This window comes from Haloarcula montana (assembly GCF_035666295.1).
Classification (GTDB): Archaea; Halobacteriota; Halobacteria; order Halobacteriales; family Haloarculaceae; genus Haloarcula; species Haloarcula montana.
The window spans coordinates 2,859,721-2,886,243 of record NZ_CP142027.1; the positions used below are offsets into that span (position 1 = coordinate 2,859,721).

General features: G+C 66.7%; 26 protein-coding genes. 9 read left to right on the forward strand and 17 right to left on the reverse strand.

The annotated features are described in order from the left end of the window. Positions 1 to 176 precede the first annotated feature (176 nt). The 3 genes from VJ109_RS15130 to VJ109_RS15140 all read right to left on the reverse strand — a co-directional run bounded on the left by VJ109_RS15130 (position 177) and on the right by VJ109_RS15140 (position 3,890). Entirely contained in the window at positions 177 to 1,880 is a 1,704-nt protein-coding gene (locus tag VJ109_RS15130) for a glycoside hydrolase family 13 protein (protein WP_324757851.1), read from the reverse strand. 165 nt (positions 1,881 to 2,045) lie between these two features. Beyond that, on the reverse strand, positions 2,046 to 3,128 hold the full coding sequence (locus tag VJ109_RS15135; RefSeq protein ID WP_324757852.1) for a M24 family metallopeptidase: 1,083 nt from the start codon (positions 3,126 to 3,128) through the stop codon (positions 2,046 to 2,048). 42 nt (positions 3,129 to 3,170) lie between these two features. Next, positions 3,171 to 3,890 (reverse strand): metal-dependent hydrolase, encoded by a 720-nt coding sequence (locus VJ109_RS15140; protein ID WP_324757853.1) that lies wholly within the window; start codon positions 3,888 to 3,890, stop codon positions 3,171 to 3,173. A 94-nt stretch (positions 3,891 to 3,984) separates the two neighbouring features. On the opposite strand from VJ109_RS15140, the gene VJ109_RS15145 reads away from it, so the two are divergent. The 5 genes from VJ109_RS15145 to VJ109_RS15165 are packed head-to-tail and all read left to right on the forward strand — an operon-like array spanning position 3,985 to position 9,235. Beyond that, positions 3,985 to 5,073, forward strand: a complete 1,089-nt coding sequence (locus VJ109_RS15145) for a S1C family serine protease (RefSeq protein ID WP_324757854.1) — start codon at positions 3,985 to 3,987, stop codon at positions 5,071 to 5,073. Between the two features lie 49 nt (positions 5,074 to 5,122). Further along, the gene (locus VJ109_RS15150; protein WP_324757856.1) at positions 5,123 to 5,338 is read left to right on the forward strand and encodes a hypothetical protein; all 216 of its coding nucleotides are present in this window, start codon (positions 5,123 to 5,125) and stop codon (positions 5,336 to 5,338) included. Continuing rightward, on the forward strand, positions 5,335 to 6,798 hold the full coding sequence (locus VJ109_RS15155; RefSeq protein ID WP_324757858.1) for a sodium:solute symporter family protein: 1,464 nt from the start codon (positions 5,335 to 5,337) through the stop codon (positions 6,796 to 6,798). Before VJ109_RS15150 ends, VJ109_RS15155 begins: the two co-directional genes overlap by 4 nt. After that, positions 6,795 to 7,853 (forward strand): acyl-CoA synthetase family protein, encoded by a 1,059-nt coding sequence (locus tag VJ109_RS15160; protein ID WP_324757859.1) that lies wholly within the window; start codon positions 6,795 to 6,797, stop codon positions 7,851 to 7,853. Before VJ109_RS15155 ends, VJ109_RS15160 begins: the two co-directional genes overlap by 4 nt. Next, a complete protein-coding gene (locus VJ109_RS15165; RefSeq protein ID WP_324757860.1) occupies positions 7,853 to 9,235 on the forward strand; it encodes an aldehyde dehydrogenase family protein in 1,383 nt (460 codons plus the stop codon). Before VJ109_RS15160 ends, VJ109_RS15165 begins: the two co-directional genes overlap by 1 nt. A 45-nt stretch (positions 9,236 to 9,280) precedes the next feature. On the opposite strand, the gene VJ109_RS15170 is transcribed toward VJ109_RS15165, so the two are convergent. The 5 genes from VJ109_RS15170 to VJ109_RS15190 are packed head-to-tail and all read right to left on the reverse strand — an operon-like array spanning position 9,281 to position 13,230. Further along, positions 9,281 to 9,793 carry a TspO/MBR family protein gene (locus VJ109_RS15170; RefSeq protein WP_324757862.1) on the reverse strand — a complete coding sequence of 171 codons (513 nt, stop codon included), beginning with the start codon at positions 9,791 to 9,793 and terminating at the stop codon, positions 9,281 to 9,283. A 41-nt stretch (positions 9,794 to 9,834) separates the two neighbouring features. Continuing rightward, on the reverse strand, positions 9,835 to 10,605 hold the full coding sequence (locus tag VJ109_RS15175; RefSeq protein ID WP_324757864.1) for an SDR family NAD(P)-dependent oxidoreductase: 771 nt from the start codon (positions 10,603 to 10,605) through the stop codon (positions 9,835 to 9,837). Positions 10,606 to 10,642: 37 nt separating this feature from the next. Further along, positions 10,643 to 11,536 carry a hypothetical protein gene (locus VJ109_RS15180; RefSeq protein WP_324757866.1) on the reverse strand — a complete coding sequence of 298 codons (894 nt, stop codon included), beginning with the start codon at positions 11,534 to 11,536 and terminating at the stop codon, positions 10,643 to 10,645. Beyond that, entirely contained in the window at positions 11,533 to 12,711 is a 1,179-nt protein-coding gene (gene priS / locus VJ109_RS15185; RefSeq protein ID WP_324757868.1) for a DNA primase small subunit PriS, read from the reverse strand. The genes VJ109_RS15180 and priS overlap by 4 nt, the downstream gene beginning before the upstream one ends. A 39-nt stretch (positions 12,712 to 12,750) precedes the next feature. Further along, on the reverse strand, positions 12,751 to 13,230 hold the full coding sequence (locus tag VJ109_RS15190; protein WP_324757870.1) for a GNAT family N-acetyltransferase: 480 nt from the start codon (positions 13,228 to 13,230) through the stop codon (positions 12,751 to 12,753). Between the two features lie 142 nt (positions 13,231 to 13,372). On the opposite strand from VJ109_RS15190, the gene VJ109_RS15195 reads away from it, so the two are divergent. Next, entirely contained in the window at positions 13,373 to 14,470 is a 1,098-nt protein-coding gene (locus VJ109_RS15195; protein ID WP_324757872.1) for a DoxX family protein, read from the forward strand. A 5-nt stretch (positions 14,471 to 14,475) separates the two neighbouring features. Here VJ109_RS15195 and VJ109_RS15200 read toward each other — a convergent pair whose 3' ends face one another. Next, complete coding sequence (locus VJ109_RS15200; RefSeq protein ID WP_324757874.1) at positions 14,476 to 14,907, reverse strand: type IV pilin N-terminal domain-containing protein; 432 nt, start codon at positions 14,905 to 14,907, stop codon at positions 14,476 to 14,478. Positions 14,908 to 14,992: 85 nt separating this feature from the next. Between VJ109_RS15200 and VJ109_RS15205 the strand changes: the two genes are divergently transcribed. Further along, positions 14,993 to 15,844, forward strand: coding sequence for an eIF2B alpha/beta/delta subunit family protein (locus VJ109_RS15205; protein ID WP_324757875.1), 852 nt, complete (start codon positions 14,993 to 14,995; stop codon positions 15,842 to 15,844). Position 15,845: 1 nt separating this feature from the next. On the opposite strand, the gene VJ109_RS15210 is transcribed toward VJ109_RS15205, so the two are convergent. Together VJ109_RS15210 and VJ109_RS15215 are read right to left on the reverse strand one after the other, a co-directional pair. Then, positions 15,846 to 16,040 carry a DUF8106 domain-containing protein gene (locus tag VJ109_RS15210; protein ID WP_324757876.1) on the reverse strand — a complete coding sequence of 65 codons (195 nt, stop codon included), beginning with the start codon at positions 16,038 to 16,040 and terminating at the stop codon, positions 15,846 to 15,848. 113 nt (positions 16,041 to 16,153) lie between these two features. Then, positions 16,154 to 16,888, reverse strand: a complete 735-nt coding sequence (locus VJ109_RS15215) for a proteasome assembly chaperone family protein (protein WP_324757877.1) — start codon at positions 16,886 to 16,888, stop codon at positions 16,154 to 16,156. A 78-nt stretch (positions 16,889 to 16,966) separates the two neighbouring features. On the opposite strand from VJ109_RS15215, the gene VJ109_RS15220 reads away from it, so the two are divergent. After that, positions 16,967 to 17,962, forward strand: coding sequence for a mechanosensitive ion channel family protein (locus VJ109_RS15220; RefSeq protein ID WP_324757878.1), 996 nt, complete (start codon positions 16,967 to 16,969; stop codon positions 17,960 to 17,962). Here VJ109_RS15220 and VJ109_RS15225 read toward each other — a convergent pair. Further along, positions 17,935 to 18,375: a universal stress protein gene (locus tag VJ109_RS15225; RefSeq protein ID WP_324757879.1), complete on the reverse strand. Its 441-nt coding sequence runs from the start codon at positions 18,373 to 18,375 to the stop codon at positions 17,935 to 17,937. The genes VJ109_RS15220 and VJ109_RS15225 overlap by 28 nt on opposite strands. A gap of 32 nt (positions 18,376 to 18,407) precedes the next feature. Beyond that, on the reverse strand, positions 18,408 to 19,769 hold the full coding sequence (locus tag VJ109_RS15230; protein ID WP_324757881.1) for a bifunctional metallophosphatase/5'-nucleotidase: 1,362 nt from the start codon (positions 19,767 to 19,769) through the stop codon (positions 18,408 to 18,410). A gap of 72 nt (positions 19,770 to 19,841) precedes the next feature. Between VJ109_RS15230 and VJ109_RS15235 the strand changes: the two genes are divergently transcribed. Beyond that, entirely contained in the window at positions 19,842 to 20,081 is a 240-nt protein-coding gene (locus VJ109_RS15235) for a DUF5816 domain-containing protein (protein WP_276221507.1), read from the forward strand. 4 nt (positions 20,082 to 20,085) lie between these two features. Here VJ109_RS15235 and VJ109_RS15240 read toward each other — a convergent pair whose 3' ends face one another. The 4 genes from VJ109_RS15240 to VJ109_RS15255 all read right to left on the reverse strand — a co-directional run bounded on the left by VJ109_RS15240 (position 20,086) and on the right by VJ109_RS15255 (position 26,493). Beyond that, positions 20,086 to 20,982, reverse strand: coding sequence for a phosphoribosyltransferase HisG-related protein (locus VJ109_RS15240; protein WP_324757885.1), 897 nt, complete (start codon positions 20,980 to 20,982; stop codon positions 20,086 to 20,088). A gap of 39 nt (positions 20,983 to 21,021) precedes the next feature. Beyond that, a complete protein-coding gene (locus VJ109_RS15245; protein ID WP_324757887.1) occupies positions 21,022 to 22,269 on the reverse strand; it encodes a hypothetical protein in 1,248 nt (415 codons plus the stop codon). An 80-nt stretch (positions 22,270 to 22,349) separates the two neighbouring features. Next, the gene (locus tag VJ109_RS15250) at positions 22,350 to 23,180 is read right to left on the reverse strand and encodes an MBL fold metallo-hydrolase (protein ID WP_324757888.1); all 831 of its coding nucleotides are present in this window, start codon (positions 23,178 to 23,180) and stop codon (positions 22,350 to 22,352) included. A gap of 211 nt (positions 23,181 to 23,391) precedes the next feature. Then, a complete protein-coding gene (locus tag VJ109_RS15255) occupies positions 23,392 to 26,493 on the reverse strand; it encodes an FAD-binding and (Fe-S)-binding domain-containing protein (RefSeq protein WP_324757890.1) in 3,102 nt (1,033 codons plus the stop codon). Positions 26,494 to 26,523: the final 30 nt, after the last annotated feature.

Consider the following 26,523-nt stretch of genomic DNA (forward strand, 5'->3'; position numbering starts at 1 on the left):
TGTCCGCCGAGCGATCCCGGCTCTCTCCCGGCCGTGCCGTCGACCCGAATAGCCGTGCCATGGTTGACTGGGATGTGAGGCCGGACTTCCTTCGTTATGGACTCCCTACGCCCGTGGTATGACCGCCGTACCGCCAGTACTGGGAACGAGAACGGGCAGGTCACCGTTGTCCGACCCTACACCTCGAAGACGGTCGCTTCGAAGGGTGCCAGCGTGAGCGTCGGTAGGTCGGTCGCGGGGTCGTCGTAGTTCGAGACGAGGAGCCGACCGTCGGACTCACCGAGATCGACGGTCCGGGGCTCGTCGCTGAAGTTCAACACGACGAGGACGCGTTCGTCGTCTAGGCTCTGGGTAAAGGCAAAGACGTGTTCGTGGTCGGGCAGGAACATCTCGAACTCGCCGTAGACGAACACGTCCCGCTCGTTCCGGAGGTCAACGAGGTCACGGTAGTACTCGAAAACCGAATCGTCGGCCGTTCGGTCGGCTGCGACGTTGATCTCGGTGTAGTTGTCGTTGACCTTGAGCCACGGTTTGCCGTCGGTGAAGCCGGCGGAGTCGCTGTCGTCCCACTGGACCGGCGTTCGTGCGTTGTCGCGGGATCGAGCGTTGACGAACCCACGGAGTTCTTGGTAGTCGTCGATGTCGTGTTCCGCCATTAGCAGTTCGACGTGGTTGATCGTGTCCACGTCGACGACTTCTCCCAGGTGTTGCCAGTCGACGTTGGTCATCCCGATCTCGTCGCCCTGGTAGACGTAGGGCGTCCCCGAGAGCGTCAGGAGGAAGGTACCCAACAGTTTCGCGGACTCGACGCGGTACTGGCCGTCGTCGCCGAAACGGGAGACGATCCGGGGCTGGTCGTGGTTCCCCAGGTAGTTGCTGTTCCACCCCTCCTCGGCGAGGCCACGTTGCCAGCGGCCGACGAACTCCTTGAGGTCGCGCAGGTCCCACGCCTCGTAGTCCTCGTGGAGGTCCCACCGGCCGCCGTCGTGGTCGAGGTTCATATGCTCGAAGGTGAATATCATCCCGAGTCCGTCGCCGTCCGCACCGGTGTACTGCTTGGCCTCCTCGATGTCGACGCCGGGCATCTCCCCGACGGTCATCACGTCGCGGCCGGCCAGCACCTCGTCGTACATCTCCTGCAGGAACTCGTGGATGCGCGGGCCGTTCATGAAGTGTTCGACGCCGGTCTGCCAGTCACCCTCCTCGCCGTCAGGGAGCCCACGAGTCTTCGAGATGAGGTTGATGACGTCCATGCGGAAGCCGTCGACGCCCTTCTCCAGCCACCAGTTCATCATCTCGTAGACGTCTTCCCGGACCTGGGGGTTCTCCCAGTTGAGGTCCGGTTGCTTCTCGTCGAAGAGATGGAGGTAGTACTGCTGGCGCTCCTCGTCCCAGGACCACGTTTGGCCGCCGAAGAAGGACTCCCAGTTGTTCGGCGGGCCGCCGTCCTCGGCTGGATCGCGCCAGTAGTAGTAGTCCTCGTAGCCGTCCTCGCGGCGGCGGGACTTCTCGAACCACTCGTGTTCGTCGCTGGTGTGGTTGACCACCAGGTCCATCACGACTTTGATGTCCCGGGCGTGGAGTTCGTCCCGCAGGCGCTCCCAGTCGCTCATGTCGCCGAACCTGTCGTCGATTGCTCGGTAGTCGCTGATGTCGTAGCCGTTGTCGGCGTGTGGCGACGCGTAGACTGGCGAGAGCCAGACCACGTCGATCCCCAGGTCGTCGAGGTGGTCGACCCGATCGATGATCCCCTGGATGTCGCCGACGCCGTCGCCGTCGCTGTCGTTGAAACTCTTGGGGTAGATCTGGTAGACGACCGCCTCCTTCCACCAGGTCCGGTCCTCGCTCGTCCTGTCGGGCGTCTGGGCACTCTCGTTCATAGCACCCGGTCTTGCACCGTGGACGGTAAAAGTATATCGAGTCTGATATTTATTGGACTATTCGAACAAACGACTGATACTGCTTATTGTAGATTATTTCCGGATCGCGCCGACACCGGGGACGGCGCGTACCGGTAAATCGCTACAATACTCACTATCAGCCCCTCACCGAGAGAGCACGCCGTGACGTGACAGTGTCAGATCGTATCCGACGGCCTCGACGGTTCGGGTGGGCCACTCCCCGGTCGTCGAGAGCGTCTCGACGCCGTCAGCGGTGACCAGATGCGTGTCCTCACTCTTTGCGCCCTGAACGGTCGGGTTCCAGGCGTATCCCTGCGGGAGGACGACGGGGGCGTCGTTCGACGGTGTCGCGATCCACTCCCGGCCGGCGAAGCCGGCGGCACCGCCCTGGTGGTGGTTTCGCCACTCGCCGCCCCAGCCGACGGCGTCGTAGGCCGCCTGGACGGCCTCGAAGACATCGGCCGCGGTGCCCCCTTCTCGCCCGACTTCGCGCGTCGCGGCCAGCGCGGTCGCCTCGACGCGCATCGCCGCCTCCGTCCGGTCGGCGAGCCAGTCGGGTGCGTCGAACGCGACTGTCCGGGTACAACTGGTGTACAGTCCTTCGCGGGTGGCGGTCACCGACAGGAGAGCGTAGTCGCCCAGGGGTTCGTCTTTGGGCGTGTAGTGGCGGTACGACTGTGCGCGCTCGCTCCCGCCGACGAGGACGACCGGGGTCGCGATCCCCTCGCGTTCGAGTTCCCGCCGGAGGGCGGCAGTCACGTCTAGTTCGGTGTCGCCCGGCTCGGTCCCGCGGGCGACGGACTCGACCGCCGCAGCCACGTCGGCACTCAGTTTCCGGTAGGTCTCGGCCTGCTGATCGGTCAGTGGCTGCCGGAGTACCCCCGCATCGACGGATTCGAACCCCTCGACGTCGAAGTCGGCCGCCGCCGGTGTCGGGCTGACGCTCTCGACGACCTCGGCCAGCCCCCGAGCGTGCCAGTCGAAGGTCTCGATCGGGACGCCGTCGGCTAGTTCCTCGTCGCGCAGGCGCGGTGCCTCGATGTTGTCCGTGACGACCTGGACCTCGTCGCCGTCGTAGCCGGCCGCGGCGACGCCGACGTCGCCCCCTCGGTCGACGACGTTGTCCCCGCCGTCAGTCAGCCAGGCGAAGGAGTTCGGTCGCGCGAACCAGACCGCTTCCAGCCCGTTGTCGTCGAGATACGCGTCCAGTCGGTCGGTGAGTGACATACCACCGCTATCAGAAAGACCGGTAATAAAGACTGCCGACGACTACAGGTCGAAGCTCTCGTCGCCGTCCAGGACGACGACCTCGGTGTTGCTGCCGACCCCTTTGACCTCCTTGACGAAGTCCTCGGTCTCGATTTCGATGGGCGGGAACGTGTCGTAGTGCATCGGGAACGCGTAGTCGAGATCGAGCCAGTCGACGGCGATAGCGGCCTGCATCGGCCCCATCGTGAAGTGGTCGCCGACCGGGAGCGCGGCCGCGTCGGGTTCGAGGAACGGGCCGATGACGTCGCGCATCTCGGTCATCAGGCCGGTGTCACCGGCGTGGTAGAAGGTGGTCGACTCCTCGTCGCTGACCTGCGTGGGTTTGGTATCGGAGATGACGAAGCCGCCGGGCATCCCACCCGTCGCCCCGTAGCCGGTCTCCATCCCGTTGGTGTGGTCGGCCCGGTGCATCGTCACGAAGGCGTCGCCGATCTCGACGGTACCGCCGAGGTTCATCCCCATGCCGCCGACGGCGTCGAACTCGCCGAAGGTGTCCTGGCAGTAGCCGACGACCTCCGGCGTGGCGACGAGCGTCGTCCCCTCGTAGCGGTCCACGTCACCGATGTGGTCGGCGTGGCCGTGTGTCAACAGGACGTAATCGGGGTCCAGTTCCTCGGGGTCCGTGTCGGTCTTGGGGTTGTCGAAAAAGGGATCGATGAGCAGGTCCGTCTCGTCTACCGTCACGTGCCAGGTCGAGTGGCCGTACCAGGTTAGTTCCATGAGCGGACGGACGTACTCCCGGCTGACACTTAAGACTGTACCGCAACCAGGTGGGCACCGGTGGGTTCTTCGCCCGGGCGCCGGACGTACGCCCATGAAGCTCGATTCGCCGTCTCGCAGGAGGTTTCTCGGTGCGTTGGGGGCCGCCGCGGCCGGTATCGCGGGCTGTCAGTCCCCTGGCCGTTCGGACCCAGATCCGGACCCGGGTTCGACGGGAGCGGACGATCAGACGGGCTCGGCCGGTGAGAGCGCGGTTTCAGAGGCTTACGGGTCGGCCGCCGACGCCGTCGCGTCGATCAGGGTCTACGCGGACGACGGCGGCGGCTCACAGGGCAGCGGCTTCCTCGTCGACGACCGACACCTGGTTACCAACGAACACGTCGTCGCCGGCGGGAGCGACTACCACGTCCGGTTCGCGGACACCGGCTGGCGGGAGGTCTCGCTGGTCGGGGCAGACGTCTACAGCGACCTCGCGGTCCTCCGGATCGACGACTCTCCGTCGGGGACCGCACCGCTGTCGTTCGTCGACAGCGACCCGCCGGTCGGGACGCAGGTCGTCGCTATCGGCAACCCCTTCGGGCTGGCCGGCTCTGTCTCGGCCGGCATCGTCAGCGGCGTCGATCGGACCTTAGAGAGCGCGAACAACTTCTCGATCGCCGACGCCGTCCAGACCGACGCCGCGGTCAACCCCGGCAACAGCGGCGGCCCGCTCGTCACAGTTGACGGGGATGTCGTCGGCGTCATCAGCGCCGGTGGCGGAGACAACGTCGCCTTCGCCGTCTCGGCCGCACTGACCCAGCGAGTCGTCCCGACACTCGTCGGCGGGGACGAGTACGAACACTCCTACATGGGTGTCGTGCTCCAGGACGTGACCCCCCGACTGGCCGAAGCCGGTCGTATCGACCCGGAAGCGGGCGTCTATATCGACCAGGTCGTCGAGGGCGGCCCGTCCGACGGCGTGTTACAGGGGAGCGACCGGCGTGTCGACCAGTCCGGCGTCGAGGTCGGGGTCGGCGGGGACGTGATCAGGCGCCTGAACGACACCCGAACGCCGACGCGCCAGGAACTGTCGACCTTCCTGGCGCTGGAGACCAGTCCCGGGGACACGATCGATGTCACGCTCGACCGGGACGGCCAGCGTCAGAGGGTCCAGTTACCGCTCGGAACGCGGCCCGACCCCTGAGTGCGGGTCGCAACGCTTACGACAACCGGCTTGTATCACTAGTTAATAAATGCCGAACGACAGACGCCAGACCGTCCTGTGGGCCAGCTTTCTGATCCTGTTTGCCGTCTTCGTCGGTGCTGTCGGTCTCCCGACGGCTCCGATCGTCGGCGTCGTGCCGGCGTGGGCGGTCGTCGTCGTCGCCGCGATCGTGGCGATGGCGGCCGTCGCGGCGGCCGTCGCACGGGCCGGCTGGCCGGCACAACCGGGTGAGTCACCGCGATGAGTGCCGTCGCACTGGCGCTGATGGGTGTCTATCTCCTCGTGACGCTCGGAATCGGCGTCTACGGCTACCGGCGTACCGGTGGCTCCCCGCAGGAGTATTTCCTCGCCGGCGGCTCGCTTGGCCGGGTCGTCTTCCCGCTGACGATGTTCGCGACGCTGATGAGCGCGTTCGTCTTCCTCGGTAGCGCCGGCTTCGGGTACCGACACGGGCTGGGGTGGCTGGCGCTGTTGGGTGTCGAGGCGCTGGCCGTCGTCCCGCTGGCGGTCGTCGGGCTGCGGGCGTTCCGGCTCTCACGCCGAGAGGGGTATATCACGCCGACCGAGATGCTCGGCGATCTCCTCGACAGCGACGCGGTGAAACTGCTCGTCGTCGTCGTCCAGTTCGCCTGGGCGGTCCCCTACGTAGCGATCCAGGCGATGGGCGGCGGGCTGATCTTCCGGACGATCTCGGGCGGTACCGTCCCCTTTACCGCCGGCGCGGCGATCGTCACCGTCGTCACCGCCGTCTACCTCGGGATGGGTGGACTCCGCAGCGTCGCCTGGTCGGATGTCCTCCAGGGCGTCACCGTCGTCGTCTTGCTCGTGGCGGCGTTCGTCTTCGTGGTCCCCGCGGTCGAACCGCTCGCGCTTACCCGGCGGATCGCCACGGAGACCGACCGACTCACGCAGGCCGGCCAGGTCGGCTTCTTCACCCCGCGCGTGTGGTTCTCGTTCCTGCTGATGAACACGATGGCGGTCGTCGCCTACCCGCAACTGTTCCAGCGGTTTTTCGCGGCCACCGACGAGCGGTCGTTCCGCGCGCTGCTGGCGTGGTGGCCCGTGATGGTGCTGATCGCGGCCGTCGTCCCGGTCCTGTTGGGCGTCTGGGGTGGAACTGTCCTCCCCGATCTGGGGACCCCGGATCAGGTCGTCCCGGCGCTCCTCCAGGCGTACGCGCCGCCGGTCGTGGTCGGCGTCGTCATGGGCGGCGCGCTGGCGGCGATGATGAGCACGGCCGACTCGCTCGTGTTGACCCTGTCGTCGCTGGTGACCCGGGACATCTACCACGACCACCTGGCCGGCCCTGACGCCGACGAGCGGACGGAACTGTGGGTGAGCCGCGGGGCAGCCGCCGTGTTGCTTGCCGGCGGGTTCGTCCTGGCTCACGCCGCGACCGGCAGGCTCCCCGGTATCGCCGCGGTGGGGACCATCGTCGACCTCTCGGTCTACTTCATCCAGGGGAACGCCCTGCTGTTGCCGGTGTTCCTGGCGGCGCTCTACTGGCGGCAGGCGACGGCGGCCGGCGCCGTCGCGGCCGTGCTCGTCGGTCAGGGGTACTTCCTGGGTGCGACCTTCGCCGGGCTCCCGACCTTTCGGTTCCTGCCGTTCGTCCCCGCCCTCGTCGTGACCGTGCTGGCGCTGGGCGTCGGATCGCTGGCGACCGACCGAACCCGAACCCTACACTCCGAGCCCGAGGCATGAACCCACACGTCCCGACCGAGATGGACCGAGACGAGTGGACCCGACACGTCGTCGAGACGCACTTCGATCCCGAGAGCGGGACGCCGTATTGGCTGGAGTGGGCGGCCGACCGGGGGATCGACGTGCGATCGGCCGTCGACGGGTTCGCCGACCTTGAAGCGGTCTTCGGATCGTTCGACGAGGACATCCTCCGATCGCTCCCGGTCGAGCGGTTCCATCCGCAGTCGCTGTCCGGCCCCCGCCGGGTGTACGAGACCGGCGGGACGACCGGCCCGCCAAAGCGGATCGTGATGGCCGACTACTGGCGCCAGCAGGCGGCGTGGGCCGACCGGGTCCTCCCCGAGGCGTTTCCCCGCGGGAACCTCCTGATGCTCGGACCGCCCGGCGGCGCGAACAACGCCGGCGTGTTCGTCGAACACCTGGCAGACCTGTGGGGGACGCTGCCCTTCTTCGTCAACATGGACCCGCGGTGGGCCAAGCGACTCGCCGACGACCCGCGTCGGTTCGACGAGTACGTCGACCACCTTCTTGAACAGGCCCGGGGCGTCGTCTCGACCCAGGACGTGACAGTGCTGTTTACGACCGCACGACTGCTCGAACGGCCTGCCGTCCGTGACCTGGTCGCCGATTCGGGGATCGACGCGGTCTACCACGGCGGGACGGCGCTCGATCCCGACACTCACGAGGTCTTCCGGGAGGAGTGGTACGCCGACGTGGCCGTCGCCGGCGAGTACGGCAACACGCTGATGGGCGTTGCACAGGAGGCACCGCCGCGGCTCCGTCCCCCGGCCGACCGGCACTACAGCCTGGATTACGTCCCCTGCGAGCCGTATTTCGTCCCCGAGGTGGTCGACGACGACGGCGGCCCCGTTGCCTACGGCGAGCGTGGTCGCGTCCGGTTGACCGTCCTCAGCGATGAGCTGTTCCTCCCGAAGCTCCTCGAACGGGACAGTGCCGTCCGAGTCCGCGGCGAGGCCCCACTGGAGTGGGACTGGCTCCGGAACCCCGGCACCGCACAGGCGGCCACAGCCGAGACGACCGAGGGCGTCTACTGATGGCCGAACTGACCGTCCCGGTCGTCTCCGGTGGCGAGCGAACGACACGCCGGACCCGGACGCTCACCGGCGTCGGTGGCGATCTGGCGGCGGTCGCACAGGCCCCGCGCGTCCGGGTCCACGACGCGGTCGAGACCGCTCGGGAGTCGGGCTTCGACGACCTCCGGGCGATCCCGGTCCGGGAGTTGCTCGATCGTCTGGCCGACGCCGGTCGCCGGTTCGCCGGACACGGACCGACCGGCGACCTGGCGCCAGTCGGGGAGTACGCGGCGCGGGTCGCCCGAGCGAGCGGGCTCCCGGTCGGCTGGGTCCGGACGAGCGTCCACTGGCTCGCCCACGGGCTCCGACACGCCGCCGAAAGCCTCCGGGCACAGTCGCCGACCGGCGACCTCGCGGTGTACGACGACCCGTCGTACGTCCGTGAACGGGACGTCGGTCTGGCCTTCGCCCCGCGAATCCGTGTCCTCGGTGGCGTCATGCCGGCGAACGATCCAGCGGTCTACGCCTGGCCGGCGCTGGCGGTGGGAATGAAGATCCCGATCGTCCTTCGGCCCTCGCGTCGGGACCCGTTCACGGCCGTCCGTCTCGCCCGGGCGCTGCTGGCTGCGGGGGTCCCGGAGACGGCCGTCCACGTTCTCCCGGGCGACCGCTCGGTCGGCGAGACGGTCGCCACGCGGTCCGACCACGCACTCGTCTTCGGTAGCCAGGCGGTGACGGACCGATACCACGACGACCCGGCGGTCGAGACGTACGGTCCCGGACAGTCGGTCGCAGTCCTCGCTCGCCGGCCCACCGACCGGGAACTCGACAGCCTCGCCCGCGGGATCGTCCGGGCCGGCGGCCGGACCTGCTTCAACCTGACACGGATCGTCGCCGTCGAGGCGTGTGACGCCGACGAACTCGCGGCTGCGCTGGCCGAGCGCGTCGTCGGGGCCACCGACGGGCCGGTCACCGACCCCGCGACCGACGTGCCCTCGTTCACCGACGGCGATCGGGCAGGACGGGTCGACGACCTGGCCGAGGACGCGGGTCGGGACGTGACGGCACCGCTTCGGAACGGCCCGCGATTACGCGACTACGGTGATCACGCACGCTTGGCCCCGACCGTCGTCCGAAGCGACGAGTTCGTCGAGGAGCTTCCCTTCCAGTTCGCCGGCGTCACCGACCGGTCGCCGTCGTCGCCGGCCGACCTCCTCGCGTCGCTCGACAGCGCGTATCTCGGTGTCGCCGTCGGCGACGACTACGAGGCGGCCATGGCCCGCTCACCGCACGTCCGGAAGGTCTACGGCGGCGGCTATCCGTCGAGTGTCGATCTCCGCGAGACCCACGAGACGTTCCTGGCTGCGTTCTGTTACGAGACGACGACCTACGATCCGTCCTGAGACCGTCGGTACGTCCGCTGATCCCTCGCGCTCGCCATCGTGGCCTCAGTTGACGACGACGAACTGGTAGTTCAGCACGACCGCGAAGCTCACCCACAGGAGATACGGGACGAGCAACCCGCCCGCGCGGCGGTCGATCCGCCAGAACGCCCACAGCGTCGGGACCAACACCAGCCACAGTCCGCCGACGACGGCGAGGGCGACGGTGAGGTCCTGTGCCGTGAAGAACGTCGGCGACCAGGCGACGTTGACCGCCATCTGGGCGACGAACAGCCTGATCGCGACCGCGCCCCGGTGTGTCGCCCGGGCGTCACGCCAGACGAGATACAGCGCCACGCCGAGCAGCGTGAACAACAGCGGCCAGACCACGCCGAACACCCATGATGGCGGGTACAGTGCCGGTTTGGCGATCGACTGGAACCACGCCGAATCCGGTCCGCCGAGTGCCGCCGGGAGCGCGCCGACGGCATTGACGAGGACGACGGCGGCGACAACACCCGGCAGATCCTCCCTGCTCAGCGCCGTCCGACGCCCACCGGCCTCGCTGTGGTCACTCATGGGCAGGGTACGTGACGGCCCCGGATAGGGGTTCTCTCTCGTCAGTCCAGCGCCATCCCGCCGTCGACGTGCAGGACTTCGCCGGTGATGAACTCGTGGCCGAGCAGGAACCGAACGGCGCGTGCGACCTCTGCGGGCTGGGCAGCGTACCGATCCAGCAGCGTCTCGACCGTCTCGTGGCCGCGGAACCGCCGCTCCTCCAGCGATTCGACGATGGCGTCGTTCATCGGCGTCTCCACCGGTCCGGGTGCGACGACGCTCGCTCGGACTCCCTCGGGGCCGAGTTCCCGAGCTAGCCCCCTGATATACCCCTCCAGCCCGCTCTTCGAGGCGGCGTAGGCCGTATCGACCGTCCCCAGCGACGCCGCGACGCTGGAGACGGCGACGACGGCGCCACCGTCGCTTTCCCCACTGTCGGTCCCGGTCCGCATCCGCTCGACGGCCGGCCCGAGGACGTTCGCGGCACCGGCGACGTTGACAGCCAGGTGCCGATCCAGGTCCGCGGCGCTCTGGTCCTCGATCGCGCCGGGATCGGTGTACCCGGCACAGGTGACGACCGCACAGAGCGGCCCCAGTTCCGCCCCGGCGTCGATGAGGTCGCCGGCGGCGGACGGGTCGGTCACGTCCGCGGCCAGGGCACGGGCCGTCACGCCGTGGGACTCGGCACGGTCGACCGCGTCGGTCGCACCGTCCCGGTCCGTGTGATACCCGACTACGACGTTCGCACCGGCGCGGGCCAGTTCCTCGACGACAGCACGACCGATCGCCCCCGAGCCGCCCGAGACAACCGCGACGCTGTCTGTCAGGTCCATGGCGGCCATCGGGAACGCGCCACAAAAGCGGTTGCGTTCACTCCAGCGGTTCGGCCGCGTCCTGTTCGACGAGTGGATCGGCGTTGTCGGCCGGCAGCGTCACGACGTCGTCGGCCGAGAGGTCGTACTCGCGCTGGTCGACGCCGAAGATCTCGCCCACGTCGGCCGTGATCCGGACCGTCCGTCGGTCGACGGTCGTCTCGCCACCGTCCGGCTCGGGCCGCGGATCGCCCTCGGATTGTGGGTCGGACTCCGGAGAGGAAGCGTCTTCGGCGTCCCCCTCGTCGGCGACGACCGCAGCCTCGTGTGGGGGCCGATCGGCTCCGTCGTCGGCCGTCGAGGGAGCACCGGTCCCGTCGTCGGACTGACCTGGTCCTCCCCCCATCAGATCGGCCGCGTCGACGCCGGGCTCCGAGTCGGCCGGCTCCGTCGGGTCCGGCTCGGGCGTGTCACGGTCAGCCGGTGTCTGCTTTGGTGGCTCGTTACTCACGTCGACAGTCGCGTTCGCCTCGGACTGTTGTCCGTCGACCGCGCCGGTGGGAGCCTCCCCGGCGATGACATCCAGCACGTGCTGGCGGTTGTCTTCGATCGCCGTCACGAGCGTCTCGAACAGTCCCCGTTCCTCCTGGGTCAGTCCGCCGTCCTCGGTCGGCATATCGGCCGCCGCCAGCGATGCCATCTTGACGATCTTGCCCACGCGACGCTCGTAGATCGCTTCGACGGTCTGTTCGGCGGTCTTGATGTCGTCGGTGAGGCGGTTGACCTCCGGGGAGTCGAAGGGGTCGTCGGCCCGGTCGGCCGCGCGTTCGCGCTCCTCGCGCAGTTGGTTGACGAACTGGCCAGCCTCCTCGTAGAACGTCGGGCGGAGCTGCTGGAGCTGGTCGGTCTGGCGCTCGCGGGACTGGACTGACTGGAGTTCGTCGAGATTCATTCCTGGCTCTTTTCAGCGCGCCCGCGGGCCATCAGGAAGACGCCCACGGCCTCTGGTACCGTTACCTCTCTTTCCTCCAGTGTAAAACTATCGCCGTCGAGCTCGACCAGGCCGCCGTCTGTCACTTCGACGGTGATCTCGTGGCCGCGGAACGTCTCCGGGACGGCGTCGACCAGCGGGTCGAAGTCGCCGAGTTCGTCGCGTTCGATCCGTCTGACGGCCAGTCCGCTCCCGCCGTGGAGCGATCCCGGGAGCCTGATGAGCCGGTTCGTATCCGTCGTCACCGGCTCGTCGATCGGCGCGTTGTCGGCCGCGACCGCCTCGTGGACGACCAGTTTCGCGATCTGGAACACCGCCGGGTGAACGTCGATGTTCCCGGCTTCGAGTTCGTCGTAGTTGGTACGGGCTGCGGTCAGCGCAGCCTTCGCTTTCCCCTCGCCGATCCGGTCGTACTCCCGGAGCCGGGCGACGGCGTCGTCTTCGTCCATCGCGAGTAGGTCGTCGAACAGCGAGAGGAGCTGGCGGTGTGCCCGTGCGCTCCACCCGCCGCTCGTATCGAGCAGCCGTTTTTGGGCTGGACTGGACCGCCCCGCAGTCCCGGCGACGGCCTCGGCGGAAACGAGTTCGTCGAACTCCAGCCCGATCCCGCGGACGTAGTCGACGATCTCCCGGCGAGCGTTCCGTTCCAGCGTCTGGATCCCCTCGTCCCGGACGTGGACGTGGTACCCACGACCCCCCGAGAAGACGATAGTCAGGTCCTCGAAGCCGAAGTCGTCTTCGAGAAAGTCCAGCAGCCGACGGAGCGCGTCCTGGCACTTCGCGAGCATCTCGGCGTAGCTGTCCTCTCCCAGCGTGACCGACGGGAGGTGGTCGGCGTCCAGATCGAACACGAGGTCCGAGGAGCGCCACCCCTTCTCGCTCATCTGTGAGGCGCCGGGGTCGTCGTACCGACCCGCCGAGAAGTAGACGTGCCGTGGACGGTCCCGCCCCAGGAACCCCTCGATGTCGCCCAGGTCCAGCAGCGACTCGTGGCGGATCATCGTCTCCCCTGGTCCCTCCGTCCAGGGGATGTACCCCCACTCGCGCTCGTTTGCGGCCGGCGGCGGCGTCACCGACGCCTGTCGGTAGTGGTCGCCGAAGCGGCCTTTGAGATAGGTGCGCGTCCGCTGTTCCATCGGCTACCGGGTTGGGGTGGTCGATTCAAAAGGGTTCCCTTACCTTCGCAGCAGGCTGGTCAGTTTCTCCGTGATGGAGTCCTCGCCGAGTTTCAGGTAGTAGGCGTCGCCGCCGTCCTCGTAGTAGTCGTCGATCCGCCGGCGGATCTCGAAGCCGATGTGGGTGTAGAACTCGATAGCCTCGCGGTTGGTCGTCCGCGCGTGACAGGTCACGCTCCCGTAGTCCTCGGCGACGCGGGCGACCAGGCGTTTCCCGAAGCCGTGGCCTCGGTACTCGCTGTCGACGGCCAGAAAGAGGATGTATCCGTCGCGCCGGACCGACGCGAAACCGACGAGGCGGTCCTCCGAGCGGTCGATGTAGAGATACACGCGCGACCGTCGGTAGGCGCTCTGGAAGAAGCCCCGCCGCTGTCTGAGGACACCTTCGGACTCACGGATCGACTCCTTGAGGCGCCAGGCTGCACCGACGTAGTCGTCGTCTCCCCTGTCGACGACCTGTGTTTCGACGTTGACGCTCACTGCCACGTCTGTAACGGTGGCACGAATATAATTCCACCGACGACGCCTCAGACACGGGATTTCACAGCGCTGTCGGAACGACATCGCTCACCGATACCTGGCGGTCAGACAGGGTTAGGTGTCTCCGGCACGACGATCGAGTATGTCTACTGTGCAGTCTACCGGTGATCTCGACCCGGTGAGTCTGTGGCTGGCACTCGCCCGGAGCCACCCCGCACACGTCGACTACGTCACTGACGGCCCGGGAGCCGCGATCGACGCCATCCAGTTCGTTATCGGCGTGCTCTCGAACCCGTTCAACGCGGCCCTGCTCGCCCTCTCGGCGCTGGCGGTGACCGGCGGGCTGGCGGCCTATCTCTGGGTGCGGCCGACGATCACCGATATCGTCATCCTCCGGGAGAAACTCGCCGGCTACACGGACCTCGTCCCCTGGATGATCCGACTGAGCGTCGGGCTCCCGCTGGTCGGTGCAGGGTTTCAGGGCTACCTGTTCGCGCCCACGGTCGCTTTCGATACGGGCGCGAATCCCCTCGTCAGGCTGTTGTTTATCGGGGTCGGGTTCCTCCTCCTGTTCGGGCTGGCGACCCGGATCGTCGCTACCATCGGCCTCGGAACCTACGGTTCTGCGCTGCTTGTCGACCCTGGGGTCGTCCTCGCGATGGAGTTCGTCCCCGCGTTCCTCGCGCTGGTGATCCTCGGCGGCGGGCGGCCCAGCGCCGACGACATGCTTCAAGCCGTCGCCAGCACCGAGGGGACCTACTACGGTCGTGTCGACCCGGTGCATCTCCTCAAAGGATATCTCGACGGTGCGACACGACCCTACCGACGCTACGTCCCGACGATCGTTCGGGTCGGGATGGGCGTGTCGTTTATCTACCTCGGCCTGATCCAGAAACTCGCCCAACCGGGGAGCGGCCTGCTCGTGGTCGCGAAGTACGACCTCACGGCGGTCGTCCCGGTCGATCCGGGACTGTGGGTGGTCGGCGCCGGGCTGACCGAGATCGCTGTCGGAGCGGCACTGATCGTCGGCCTGTTCACCCGCGGGGCCGCTGCGGCGTCGTTCGTCCTGTTCACGACGACCCTCTTCGGACTCCCCGACGACCCGGTATTGGCACACGTCGCCCTCTTCGGTCTCGCCTCGGCCGTGTTCACCATGGGGTCGGGACCGCTCTCGCTCGACTACGCGATCGGACGCCCGGCGGAGGACCCCGAGAACAGGAGCGGGTTCGCGGCCGACTGATCGGCTCAGCCACCGGACCACTCGTCGAGCTGTGTTCGGTTTTCGCTCGTGTTGTAGTAGATCGTCACCGTATCTTGCTGGGCCACGCCCGCGCCATAGGCGTTGCCCGAACTCAGTTGGGCGATATCCCCCGGACCGATGCGTGCCGACTCGTTGGTGTTTGCGACCTCGGCCCAACTGACGCTGTTCTGTGGCCCCTCGATTTCGAGATTCCCGGCTTCGAGTTCGTCACCTTGGGTGTGTGTGATAAGCAGGAGGCTGCTGTCCTCAACGTGGTCGAACGAGAAGTTCGCCTGGGGGCCGGCATCTGCCTGTGTGTCGAATACCAGCACGCTCAGGCCGACCGTGGCGGTCATCACGATCGTCATGCCGATGAGCACCGCGACACCGATCGATTCCGACATCCCGACCGAGTCACGCCAGAACTGGCCTCCCATTGGTGGTGTCGAGTACGTGAGCCCACGTAAAGTCTGTTCGGTCCAGGGGGGAAGACACATATCGGTCCGGGACACAGCCATCCACATGATAGACGAGACCGTCGAGCAGATCGAGGAGATGCAGACACACAGCTCATCGGTCGTCGCCGTCAAAGCCGCGGAGGCCCTGGAGACGCTCACCCAGCGTGACTATCCGACTGTCGACGAGTACCTCCGGGCGCTGGAGCGAAACAGCAGCGCGCTCCGCCGTGCTAACCCCTCGCACGCCTCACTGTACACGACACAGCGACGGATCGTCCGGGAAGTGACGGAGGCCGACCCCGGGGACATCGAGACCGCCAAGGACCTGACCCGGAAGGCAGTCGACGCCGTCGTCGAGGACGTCGAGACGGCCAAGGAGGAGGCGGCCGCGCGTGCGGCCGACCTCATCGCCGACCACGACGTGTTGTTCACCCACGAGTACTCCACAACTGTCCTCGACGCCATCGACGTGGCGCTTTCCGACGGGGCGTCCTTCGAAGTGTACGTCACCGAGTCACGACCGCGGTATATCGGCCGGAAGGCGGCCCGAAAGCTCGCCGACCGGGACGGCGTCGACGTAACGCTCATCGTCGACAGTGCCGCCGGCCACTACCTCTCGGAGGCCGACCGCGTCCTCGTAGGCATGGACTGTATCGTCGACGAGACACTGTACAACCGGGTCGGAACGTACCCGATCGCGGCGACGGCGGCCGACGTGGGCGTGCCGGTCACCGTGATCGGTGCTGCCGCGAAGTTCGCGGACGGCGCGTTCGCGTTCGAGAACGATTTCCGCTCGCCGACGGAAGTCATGCGGGAACCGGCAGAAGGGTTCGATATCGCCAATCCCGCCTACGACGCGACACCGACGCGGTTGCTCGACTCGGTTGTCACCGACGAGGGGATCATCGAGTACTGAGTTACCGGTCTGTCACGACCGCGTCACAGTTCGGACAGTATCGCCGCTCGTGGCTCCCCTGCTGACTGATCTCCCAGTCACCACCCACCGGATTCTCGTACCCACACTCCGTACAGAACAGCACGCTCTTGGAGCGAGCGCGGGACGGGCGCCTCGTCTGAGCCCGGTCGATCGAGTAGGTATCGGTGGCAGTCATCAATGAAGTACAGGGGCTCTACGGGGAAATACCTGTTGGATAATTGTTTAATTATTCACTCGGTTGTGGCCCAATCATAGAATAATATTCCTGATGAACCGAGCTACATGGAGTTACATATACATTCGGTCGTCGGGTACCCCGGTATCCCGTTCCGAATCGAGCCGTTCGGCGAGTGCTTGGTAGTGTGATTCGACACTCGCGGCGAACGTCTTCAGCGGTCCGGTGTCGATATCGATGTCGTGGACGGCCGACAGCACGTCGAGCAGGCGAAGCGCCGCCGCGGCGTCGGGTGTTTGTGCGTGGACAGGTGTCGTGAACACGCCCACGTCGAGACCCGCACCCTCGATCCCGCGATCGAGTAGTTCGGCCGGGAGCCCGTCGATGTACCCGTTCCCCATCGGGCGGATGTCGGCGTCTTCCAGGAACGACGATCTGTACCCCTCCGTTGCGATGTAGAACGGGACGTGGTCGTCCGGCCCGTGTGCGACCGGGACGCCCGAGAGAATCACGACCGTCTCGGTCTCGGTCCGCTCACAGAGCGTCTCGATCGCGTCGGCGACCCCGGTCGCCGCTTCGACGGTCACCATTCGTTCGCCGACGACGACGCCGATCGATCGCTCGGTATCGACGGACAGCCGGGTGTGATGGCGTGGACTGCCGTCCTGAAACGGCGTAATCACCGGCTGGTCGCCGCCGGTCAGGTAGCCCACCTGCTCCATCGGGCGCTCGTCCGTAAGGTAGTCGACGGCGGTCAGCCCCGCTAACCCGTACGTCGAGACGCCGACGATGAGTGTCTCGACGGGTTCGGGCGAGGCGGTCAGTTCGAACCGCGGGTGGTCGGCCATACTGTCCCTGTCTGTCGGCGTGTGGTAATCAGTTGCGGAGGGGGAACGCTTTTCTCGGGGGGTCGTACACTGGTAGACATGGGTGCTGTCTCGTTGTTGCTGCAGACGTCGACTCCGTCGCCGACCCCCGATCCGTCCACGACGACGTTCGGTGGTCTCTTGCCGGTCGCGATTCCGGTGTGGCTCGGCCAGATCTTCCAGACGCTCGTCGTGTTGATCGGTGCGTATCTGGCGTCACGGATCGTCGTCCAACTCCTCGGACGGCGGGTCGCACAGCGGTTCAAGCGGCCGAGTCTGACCCGAACCGTCCTCCGTGGGATTCGTGCGGGCGTCTTCCTGCTCGCGCTGCTGTCGATCATGAACATCTGGGGGCTCGCAATCGGCGAGATCGGACTCTCCGTCGCAGTCTTCTCGGCGGTCATCGGTGTCATCGTCGCTCCGATCGTCGGGAGTTTTGTCTCCGGCGTGTTCCTGCTGGCCGACCAGCCCTACGAGATCGGTGATATGATCGAACTCGCCGACTCGGACAAGCGGGGGTTCGTCGAGGACATCACGCTCCGGCACACGAAGATGTTCACGCTCGACAATACGTTCCTGGTCATCCCGAACGGTTCGATGCGGGAACGTGACGTGGTGAACTACTCCGCCGAGGACTCGCGGACACGCCTCTCACTCGACGTTCTGGTCACCTACGAGAGCGACATCGAGGCGGCACGTCGACTGATCGAGGAAGCAGCACGCGAGGTCGACAACGTCATCGGCGGCGGGCCGAACATCCGGGTCGGCGCGGCCCGATACCCCTCTGCGCCGACGGCTTACATCAACGAGTTCGGCGACCACGGCGTCCTCCTGACACTGCGGTACTGGGTGACCGAACCCTACAAACTGCTGGCGGCCCGCTCGAAGGTCCAGACGAACGTCTGGACTCGGCTGGAGGACGCCGATGTGGAGATCGCCTACCCCCACTCGCACCTGTACTTCGACGACACCAGCGGGCAACTCCAGGTCTCGATGGACGGCCAGGATGGGACGGCGGTCGACCCCGCTCAGTTCTCGGAGGACGCAGAGTACTGAGCGGGCTGACCGTCGGGGCTAACGGTGACGATGTCACAGTCCAGTTCCTCCCGCAGGAACTGTTCGATGTTCGGATCGTCGACGAGTCGTCGGATCATCTGGCGCCAGCGACTGACCTGTTTGTCCCCGATGACGACCACGTCGGCCTCCTGGGCGGCCACCTCGTCTAAGATCGTCTCTTCGACGAGCATCCCCGACCGGACGATATAGCGTGACCGGGGGAGATGGCCGAACTCCTCCTCGACCGTGGCCTTGAGTTCCGCACGCGAGACGTTCTGTCCGTTCTGGTAGAGATTGACGTGGAGAACCGTGAGATCCGCGTCGGTAGAGTCGGCGATCCGGATTCCCTCCGCGAGTGTCGCCCGCGAGTTCGCCGAGAGCGGATACCGGACCGGGACGACGACCTGTGTCATTGACCGTGCGTTCGATTGCGGGGGGTAAAACCCTAGCGGCGCAGGACTCGTCCCTCGACGGACGGGTCGATACCGATCGTCCGGGCGTAGTCAGCCAACACCTCGTACTGGAGTTTCGTCTTCTCGACCCGATTGGCGTCGGTCAGGACCGGGAACTCCATGGCGGACGTGAGTACGTAGTCCGTCGTCGCGAGGGTGTACGTCCGGTCGTCCTCGACCGGTTCCCCGCCGACGGTGAGTCGATCGACTCTGCGGTGGTCCCGGTTCCAGACGACTTCCAGGCCACTGACGTGTGCGTGCCACCACGCCGAATCGCCGTAGTCGACGACCTGGCCGCTGGCCTGTCGGCATAGCCGACGGAGTTCCGCCCCGGTGACCCTGGCGACGGCGACCGGTTCCTCGAAGGGGACGACCGAGACGAGATCCGCCACGGTCACCGCGCCCGACAGCGGCGTCTCGTCGGTCCTGACACCGCCGGCGTTCTGCAATCCGATGTCCGCCCCCGTCTGCCAGCGATAGGCGTCGGCGACGAGGTTCCCGATCCGACTCTCCCCACCCTTGGTCGCCTGCCGGGACCGGGAGATCGGTTCGTCGACGTGGGCGACCGTCTCCGTCAGACCCGACCGGTCGAGTCGCCGTTCGATCGCCCGGGTGACGGACGGTTCGACGGTGCCCGTTTCGTCGACCGTCCGAAACGCGGCAGTCGGCTTCGAACCGCCGAGATCGACCTCGACGACGGTGTGGCCGTTCGATTCGGGACGAGCGAGGAGGGTGTCGTCGATCCGTGTCACCCGTCGCTCGTGGACGTGGCCCCCGAGGATCACGTCCACGTCACAGCGCCGGGCGAGTTCGTCGTCGCCCCGGCCGAGATGTGAGAGGACGACGACCTGCTCGGCCCCGCGAGCCGTCAGCGCGTCCACGGCGTCGGCGACGGCCGGGACGGGGTCGGTGACTGCAAGCGGTGCCGCACCCGGACTCGTCGCCTCGGTATCGGGGGTTGTCACGCCCACCAGACCGATCCGGACCCCGTCGACCGTTCGGAGCGCCCGGGATTCGGTCTCGGCGGCCGCGAACCGGTCTCCGTCCTCGCGGACGTTCGCCGTGAGCCACGTCTGTGGCGATTCCCCGACGATGTCCCTGATGGCTTCGACACCGTGATCGAAATCGTGGTTCCCGAAGGTCTCGAAGGCCGGCTTGACCGCGTCGAACAGTTCCAGGGATTGCCGTCCGTCGGTCACGAGCGAGAGAACGCCGGGACCGGTGTTGTCGCCGGTCCCGACGACCAGCGCGCCGGGGCCATCGAGGGCGTTCAGTGTCCCGGCCAGGCGGGCCAGGCGCTCGGGGTCGTCGTGGGCGTTTTCCACGTCGGAGTAGTGGACGAGCCGCGGACTCATCGGGCTGATATGGGTGGCCGAGCCGGATAGCCGTTCCGCAGTCGTTTAGCCGTTGGCCCGCGACTGTCCGGTATGGAACAGCGAGAGGGACCCGACGGCGAGACGCTGTTCGTCGACCGCGAGGACGACGATATCGGCACCAAAGCACCGTTTTTCGTCGTCTACGTGGACGCCGACCGCGAGCGCCGCTGGGGATTCTTCTGTGGCAACTGCGAGACGTTCAACAACGCGATGGACTCGATGGGCCGTATCCAGTGCAACGACTGTAGTAACCTCCGCAAGGCCGAGGAGTGGGACGCCGCCCACGAGTGAGCGCTCAGACCGAGCCAAGCGCCGTCGCCTCCGGCGCTTCGAACAACTCCGCGACCGCCGCCGAGGTGTCGGTCCGTTCGCTGGCGTTCTCAAGCAGGACCGTCTCGCTGGGGAACAGCCGCTCGCCCAGTTCGAGCCCGTGGTCGTGGGCCGTCGATCCGGTCACCGTGAGGTAGACGCCGATCCCGGTAGCGGCGATGCCGGCCTCCTCCTCGACGCCCTCCGCGGGGTAGGTGAAGCTGATCCCGTCGAGTGCTGCCGTCCCCAGGATCGCTTCGACCAGACGCTCGTACCGCGGCGAGATACAGAACTCCCCCTCGTAGTTGGCGACGAACTCCCGGTCGAGCGCTCCGTCCTGGCTGTCGATGACCTCCGGTGTCGCGAGCAGCGTGTGATACACCGTATCGCCGAGGCCAGTCACGACCCGAACGTCGGTGTCCAGCGGATCGATGCGGTCGTTGATCTCCGCGATGGTCGTCAGCGCCTCGTCGCGCAACTGGACGACCTCTTCGAGGACCAGGTCGGCGCTGTCGAACCCGAGCGCGAACTCGTGGGTCCGCAGCGCACGGAACGGCTCTTCCCGGCCGATCAACTGGACCTCGCCCGCCGCGGTCGGGACGGTGACGCTGTCGAAGACGATCCGGCGGGGCATCCCGTCCCGGTCGTCCCGCAACATCGAGAACTCCGGCTCGGTCGGGTCAGACAGCGTCGAGTACGACGAGAGACGATCGTAGACGTCCCGGTCGGCCGACTGGTTGCCCTTGGTGACGGCCTTCTCGTAGCGCAGTGTCGAGATGATGTCGTCCGCCAGTTCGGTCGTCCCGGTCCGGGCGGCGAGCCGTTCGAGGACCGCTTCGAGAGGCCGTCCCTTACGTGGAACGGCCACTCTAGTCGTCGTCATTGTCGGTAGGCAAGACAGGGATCGGTAAAACGAGTTCGATTAGTTGCCGCCGCCGATGACCGAGGAGAGCTGTTCGCGCCACTCGTTGAGCTCGACGATCTCGTTTTCGAGTTCGGTGAGCCGCTCGTCGATCTCACCGTCGCCCATCTCCTCGCGCACCTGCTCGACTTCGGACTCCATGTCGGAGAGTTGCTCGTCGAGTTCGGCGATCTGGGCGTCGAACTCGTCGACGTCGTCCTCGACGGTTCGGAGGCTGTTGCCTATGGAGTTGACCTCGGACCCGACCTCCTCGACGTCTTCTTCGACCAGCGATACCTCCTTTTCGAGGCTCTCGACGCCGGAGTTGGCCGACTGGGCGGTCGAGCGAGCGCTCTCGATCTCGGACTCGAAGGAGTTCAGTTCCGTCTCGAACTCCTCGAGACGTTGGCTGAACTCCTCGATCATCTCGTCGCCGGTCCCGTTTTCTTCGAGGAACTCTTCGAGGGCGTCGGTGTAGGCGCGTAGATCCGCGATATCCCCCTGAAGCCGTTCGATCTTGGCCTGTGTGGCACCGTCTGTATCGCTTCCGCTGTCACTCTCCTCGTCCGAGACCGCGTCCAGCGCCCGCTGAAGCAGTTTCACGTCGTCCGGCGAGACGTTGCTGTTACGGATCTCGTCGGCCATCGCGGCGATGACGGTCCCCTCACCGACTTCGCCGTTCGTCTCCGCGTCCCCGCTTTCGGGTTCGCCGCCGTCGTCCGCCGACGTGGACGTGCCGGCGGCCTCCGGTGTCCCGGTTCCGTTCGGGTCTTTCAGATCGAGGGTCTCGATGTCCTCGTCCTCCTCGTCCTCTTCTAGCCCCGGAACGCTGTCCGCGTCGCCGGCAATGACGTCCTTGACGGCGTTGTCGCCGCCGCCGACGAGGGTTTCTTCGTCATCGTCGAGTGGCGGACTGACCGATTCGATCTCGGGTTCGGTGAGGAACTTCTCGACGTCGTCGGTTCCCGTCGCACGGATTCCGTACACCGTGGTGTACTCGGAGTCGGCCTGGATCTCCTTCTCGAAGGCGATGCGGTCCTCGTTGATATCCCAGTATTCGCTCCCGTACTCCGGGTGGAAGCCCAGATCCTCGACGGCGACGTCCTCTGGAACCGTATCCACCAGACGAATGGTCACCGGCTCGGAGCGTTTCGACACGACGTTGAACGCGATCGCCGGGACGGGAAACTCGTCGGCTTCGAACCGCTTCGTGACGATTACCCCATCCGAGCTAACCGTGACTTCTTCGTATGTTTGTGCATCACTCATGTATTCTACTGCGTGACCCTACAGTAATAAATATGCATTGTATAGGCAATCCGACACCACCGACGTGAGGGAAGGGCCGCTTACAGGTCCACTCGGTCGCCGATCTTGGCGATGCGTAACGAGTCGGGATAGGCGAAGCTACTGGCGTGGTTGTGCAAGACAGTGGGTTCGGTCGTCATCCCCTTCCACATGTCCCAGTGGCTCGGCAACAGCGTATCGAGTCGGAGTTCGTTGGCCGCCTCGACGATCATGTTCTCGTCGTTGTACCACTTGGTACGGACCGGTTCGCCGGTCTCCGAATCGTCGATGTTCCCGATCGCGCCGAACGCCAGGACACCCAGGTCGATGTCGTAGGACTCGCCCACGGACTCGAACTCGCCCGGCCTGGCGTCGCCGCCGTGGAAGAACGTCCCGGCGTCGTGTTCGAAGACGTACGAGACTGGGTGGGCGGCGTCGGGGTCGTTGGCCGGTTCGACGTGGATCGTGAGGTCGCCGATCTCGATCGTGTCTCCCTCCGTGATCTCGTGGAGTTGGTCGTCGGTCACCGACCAGTTGTCCGTCCAGCCTTCCTCGTGGATCACGTCGTGGCCGCTGTCGGTCGTGTAGTAGTCCGCACCCGTCCCCGCCAGGATCGGTGCCTGCGAGGGACCGTGGACGTGGTCCGTATGCTCGTGTGTTCCCAGGACGGCGTCCGCTTCGGAGACGTCCTCGGGGTTGAACGGCACCGGTACCATTCGCACGGTCCGTGGCGGGTCGCCGATCCCCAGATACGGGTCGATGAACACCGTCGTGTCGCCGCTGGATTTGACGATGAAACCGTTACAGCCGAGATACCAGATCGCGAGTCCGCCGGGGTCGGCCGCTTCTACCTCGCGCAAGAGCCAGTCGTCCCAGTCAGAATCGACCGTCATGGGGCTCACTGCACGTGGGGGCGATTAAACCGTTACGGGTCGGCTGGCCCGTCGACACCGCCCTTCTCGGTCGGCGAACCGCTTCATCCGGTCGTCCGCGCTCGACCGCTTCTACCGGTGGAAACAACCGCAGTCGGCCCGACGAAGATCGGACGCAGGGCCACCGGACCGACGACTGCGACGGTCTGTCTCACACCCCAACGGAACGGCGTTACGCCAGCGCGTCGGCCAGCCGTTCGACGGGGTGGGGCGGTTCCTTGCCGTCACCGAGCGGGCGGTCGGCCAGTTGCGTCCGGCAGGAGGCGCCGGGGGCGACCACCGTCTCGCCGTCGCTCTCGGCGGTCTGCTCGTAGAGGATGCCGGCGATAGCCTTGCTCATGGAGTAATGTTCGGCCTCGTAGCCGAAACTGCCGGCCATCCCACAACAGCCCGAGTCCAGCGGGTCGACCTCGTAGCCGGCCCGCCGGAGGACGCCGACGGCGTGGTGGTCTTTCTTCGTCGCCTTCTGGTGACAGTGGCCGTGGTAAGTCAACGACTCCTCCGGGGCCGTCCAGTCGACGCCGCTGTCCAGCGCGAACCGGTCGAGGTACTCACAGACGCCGAAACTGCTGGCCGCGACCGCCGTCGCCGCGTCGTCGTCGTGACCCAGCAGGTCCAGGTAGTCGGACTGGAACATCACGGCGTCGGAGGGCTCGACGACCACGACGTCCCAGCCGTCCGCGACGCGGCCAGACAGGGCCTCGACGTTCGTCCGCGCCCTGGCCCGTGCGTTGTCGATAAAGCCCTTCGAGTGGGCGGCCCGACCCGAGGCAGTGACGTCGTCGGGCACCTGGACGTGGACGCCGGCGGCCTCCAGCACCTCGACGGCCGCTCGCAGCACTTCGGGGTGGCTGTAGTTGTTGTACGTATCCGGGAAGAGGAGCGCACGACGCTCGGCTTCGTCGGCCGGGACCGCCGGCTCACGGCCCGCCCACCAGTCCTCGAAGGACTGCCGCTGGAACGTCGGCAGGTCCCGTTCGCCGGCGATGCCCAGCACTTTCTCGGTCACGAGGTCGCTGCCCGGGAGCCGCTGCGCCCAGTTCGACACCGGCGCGAGCGCGCTGCCGACCTTCGAGAGCGTCTCGACGTTGGCGAAGACCTTGTCACGGAGGCTCGCGCCGTGTTCCTGGTGGTGGGCGTGTTCGACTTCGGTCTTGAGTTTCGCCATGTCGACCTCGCTGGGGCAGTCCCGCGCACACCCCTTACAGCCGATACAGAGGTCCATCACCTCCGAGACGAACGCCTCGTCGGTCGGGTCCGCGGGGAGATCCCCGCTCATCGCCGACCGGAGCATGTTCGCCCGGCCGCGCGTCGCTGTCACTTCCTCGTCGGCGGCCCGGTAGGTCGGACACATCACGCCGCCGGTCGTCTCCTGTGGACCGCGACAGCCCCCACAGCCGTGACAGAGTTCGACCATCCCCTGCATGCCGTTCTCGTTGGTCCAGTCAAGCGCCGGATCGAAGTCGTACTCGAACTCGTAGTCGGGCGAGAACCGCAGGTTCTCGGTCATGTCGACGGTTCGTGCCCGCGGGGGTGCCTCGCCGGCCTCGACGGCCGCCTCGTCGGCGCCGACGACCTGGCCGGGGTTCAACAGCCAGTCGGGATCGAAGGCGGTCTTGAGGGCCTGGAACACCTCCCAGACGTGGTCGCCGTAGAGTTTGTGGTTCCACTGGGTCCGGGCGCGGCCGTCGCCGTGCTCCCCGGAGACACTGCCTCCGTACTCCCGGACGAGGTCGGTCGCGCCGTCGGCAATCGCTTCCATCTGTTCGACGCCCTCGACGGTCTTTGTGTTCACCAGCGGGCGGATGTGCAGACAGCCCGGACCGGCGTGGGCGTAGAAGGAGGCGAAGGTGCCCTCGTCTTCCAGGAGGTCCTGGAAGTCGCTGACGTACTCCGGGAGGTTCTCGGGTGGCACCGCGGTGTCCTCGATGAAACTGATGTGTTTGGCGTCGCTGGTCCGGGACAGCAGGATCGGGAGGCCGGACTTCCGGAGCTTCCAGAACCGCTCGCGCTCGGCCTCGTCGTGGGCCTCGCGACCGTGGAACGCGCCGACCGATGGGGCGGTCAACTCCTCTGCGCCTTCCTGTGGGACTCCCGCGGTGGAGACGTCACCTACGCGGTCGGCCAGCAGGTCCGCGACCTTCTGTTTGCCCGCCGCCGTGCTGTCGGCGTAGAACTCCACGAGCAGGACCGCGCCGGTTCCCTCGGGGACGATGTCTGCGACGAGGTCGCCGAACTCCTCGGTGTCGCCCGCCAGATCCAACAATACGTCGTCGAGTACCTCGACGGCGGCCGGGTCGTGTTCGAGGATCGGCGCAACGTCCTTCATCGCCGTCACGAGGTCCTCGAAGGCAAGCAACGCCAGGGACTTCGTCTCCGGGATCGGTTCCAGCGAGATCGTCGCCTCGGTGACGATCGCCAGGGTCCCCTCGCTGCCGGCCAGCAGACGCGCGACGTTGACCGTGTCGGGGTCGCCGTACTCACCCTCGACCTCGGCGATCAGCCGGTCGAGGTTGTACCCCGAGACGTTGCGTTTCAGGTCGGGGAAGGCGGCGTCGATCTCGTCGCGCTCCTCGTCCAGTATCCGGACCAGTTCGGCGTAGATGCGCGCTTCGAGGTTGCCGTCCGGATCGGCGGCCGCTCGCAGTTCGTCGAGAGTCATCTCGCCGAACTTCGTCACCGCCCCGTCCGCGAGGACGGCCTCGCATTCCTCGACGTAGTGGTCTGTCTTGCCGTACTGCAGCGAGTGTGCGCCCGTCGAGTTGTTGCCGATGGCACCGCCCAGCGCGGACTTGTCGCCCCAGGCGGGGTCCGGGGCGAACTTCAGGTCGTGTGTCGCGAGTTCGGCGTTCAGATCGCCCAGCGTCGTCCCCACCTCGGCGACGGCCCGCCGTTCGTCCGGGTCCACCTCAAGCAGCGAGTCCATGTATCGCGTGAAATCGAGCACGACGGCCTCGTTGACGGCCTGGCCGGCGAGGCTCGTCCCGCCACCCCGCGGGAGGACGGGGATCTCCCGCTGTGCGCAGTAGGCGACGACCGCGGCCACGTCGTCGGTCGACCGCGGGTAGACCACACCGACGGGCGTCATCTCGTAGGCGCTGGCGTCTGTCGCGTACAGCTCCCGCGAGTAGTCGTCGAACCGAACGGTCCCTTCGATGCGTTCCGTGAGGTCCGCGACGAGCGCCGGCCGGGCGACGTTGTCGGACTGGTGGTCGTAGTCGGCCCGTTCGTCGTCGGCCGGCTCACCGCGTGGCCCCTGCTCGGTTGCGCCCATGCACTGGCCTTCGGACGGGACGACGTTATA

Excerpts from the sequence above, each read along its gene's own strand:
- VJ109_RS15130 (WP_324757851.1), bottom strand. The coding sequence starts at position 1,880 with ATGAACGAGAGTGCCCAGACGCCCGACAGGACGAGCGAGGACCGGACC.
- VJ109_RS15135 (WP_324757852.1), bottom strand. The coding sequence starts at position 3,128 with ATGTCACTCACCGACCGACTGGACGCGTATCTCGACGACAACGGGCTG.
- VJ109_RS15140 (WP_324757853.1), bottom strand. The coding sequence starts at position 3,890 with ATGGAACTAACCTGGTACGGCCACTCGACCTGGCACGTGACGGTAGAC.
- VJ109_RS15145 (WP_324757854.1), top strand. The coding sequence starts at position 3,985 with ATGAAGCTCGATTCGCCGTCTCGCAGGAGGTTTCTCGGTGCGTTGGGG.
- VJ109_RS15150 (WP_324757856.1), top strand. The coding sequence starts at position 5,123 with ATGCCGAACGACAGACGCCAGACCGTCCTGTGGGCCAGCTTTCTGATC.
- VJ109_RS15155 (WP_324757858.1), top strand. The coding sequence starts at position 5,335 with ATGAGTGCCGTCGCACTGGCGCTGATGGGTGTCTATCTCCTCGTGACG.
- VJ109_RS15160 (WP_324757859.1), top strand. The coding sequence starts at position 6,795 with ATGAACCCACACGTCCCGACCGAGATGGACCGAGACGAGTGGACCCGA.
- VJ109_RS15165 (WP_324757860.1), top strand. The coding sequence starts at position 7,853 with ATGGCCGAACTGACCGTCCCGGTCGTCTCCGGTGGCGAGCGAACGACA.
- VJ109_RS15170 (WP_324757862.1), bottom strand. The coding sequence starts at position 9,793 with ATGAGTGACCACAGCGAGGCCGGTGGGCGTCGGACGGCGCTGAGCAGG.
- VJ109_RS15175 (WP_324757864.1), bottom strand. The coding sequence starts at position 10,605 with ATGGACCTGACAGACAGCGTCGCGGTTGTCTCGGGCGGCTCGGGGGCG.
- VJ109_RS15180 (WP_324757866.1), bottom strand. The coding sequence starts at position 11,536 with ATGAATCTCGACGAACTCCAGTCAGTCCAGTCCCGCGAGCGCCAGACC.
- priS (WP_324757868.1), bottom strand. The coding sequence starts at position 12,711 with ATGGAACAGCGGACGCGCACCTATCTCAAAGGCCGCTTCGGCGACCAC.
- VJ109_RS15195 (WP_324757872.1), top strand. The coding sequence starts at position 13,373 with ATGTCTACTGTGCAGTCTACCGGTGATCTCGACCCGGTGAGTCTGTGG.
- VJ109_RS15200 (WP_324757874.1), bottom strand. The coding sequence starts at position 14,907 with ATGGGAGGCCAGTTCTGGCGTGACTCGGTCGGGATGTCGGAATCGATC.
- VJ109_RS15205 (WP_324757875.1), top strand. The coding sequence starts at position 14,993 with ATGATAGACGAGACCGTCGAGCAGATCGAGGAGATGCAGACACACAGC.
- VJ109_RS15210 (WP_324757876.1), bottom strand. The coding sequence starts at position 16,040 with ATGACTGCCACCGATACCTACTCGATCGACCGGGCTCAGACGAGGCGC.
- VJ109_RS15215 (WP_324757877.1), bottom strand. The coding sequence starts at position 16,888 with ATGGCCGACCACCCGCGGTTCGAACTGACCGCCTCGCCCGAACCCGTC.
- VJ109_RS15220 (WP_324757878.1), top strand. The coding sequence starts at position 16,967 with ATGGGTGCTGTCTCGTTGTTGCTGCAGACGTCGACTCCGTCGCCGACC.
- VJ109_RS15225 (WP_324757879.1), bottom strand. The coding sequence starts at position 18,375 with ATGACACAGGTCGTCGTCCCGGTCCGGTATCCGCTCTCGGCGAACTCG.
- VJ109_RS15230 (WP_324757881.1), bottom strand. The coding sequence starts at position 19,769 with ATGAGTCCGCGGCTCGTCCACTACTCCGACGTGGAAAACGCCCACGAC.
- VJ109_RS15235 (WP_276221507.1), top strand. The coding sequence starts at position 19,842 with ATGGAACAGCGAGAGGGACCCGACGGCGAGACGCTGTTCGTCGACCGC.
- VJ109_RS15240 (WP_324757885.1), bottom strand. The coding sequence starts at position 20,982 with ATGACGACGACTAGAGTGGCCGTTCCACGTAAGGGACGGCCTCTCGAA.
- VJ109_RS15245 (WP_324757887.1), bottom strand. The coding sequence starts at position 22,269 with ATGAGTGATGCACAAACATACGAAGAAGTCACGGTTAGCTCGGATGGG.
- VJ109_RS15250 (WP_324757888.1), bottom strand. The coding sequence starts at position 23,180 with ATGACGGTCGATTCTGACTGGGACGACTGGCTCTTGCGCGAGGTAGAA.
- VJ109_RS15255 (WP_324757890.1), bottom strand. The coding sequence starts at position 26,493 with ATGGGCGCAACCGAGCAGGGGCCACGCGGTGAGCCGGCCGACGACGAA.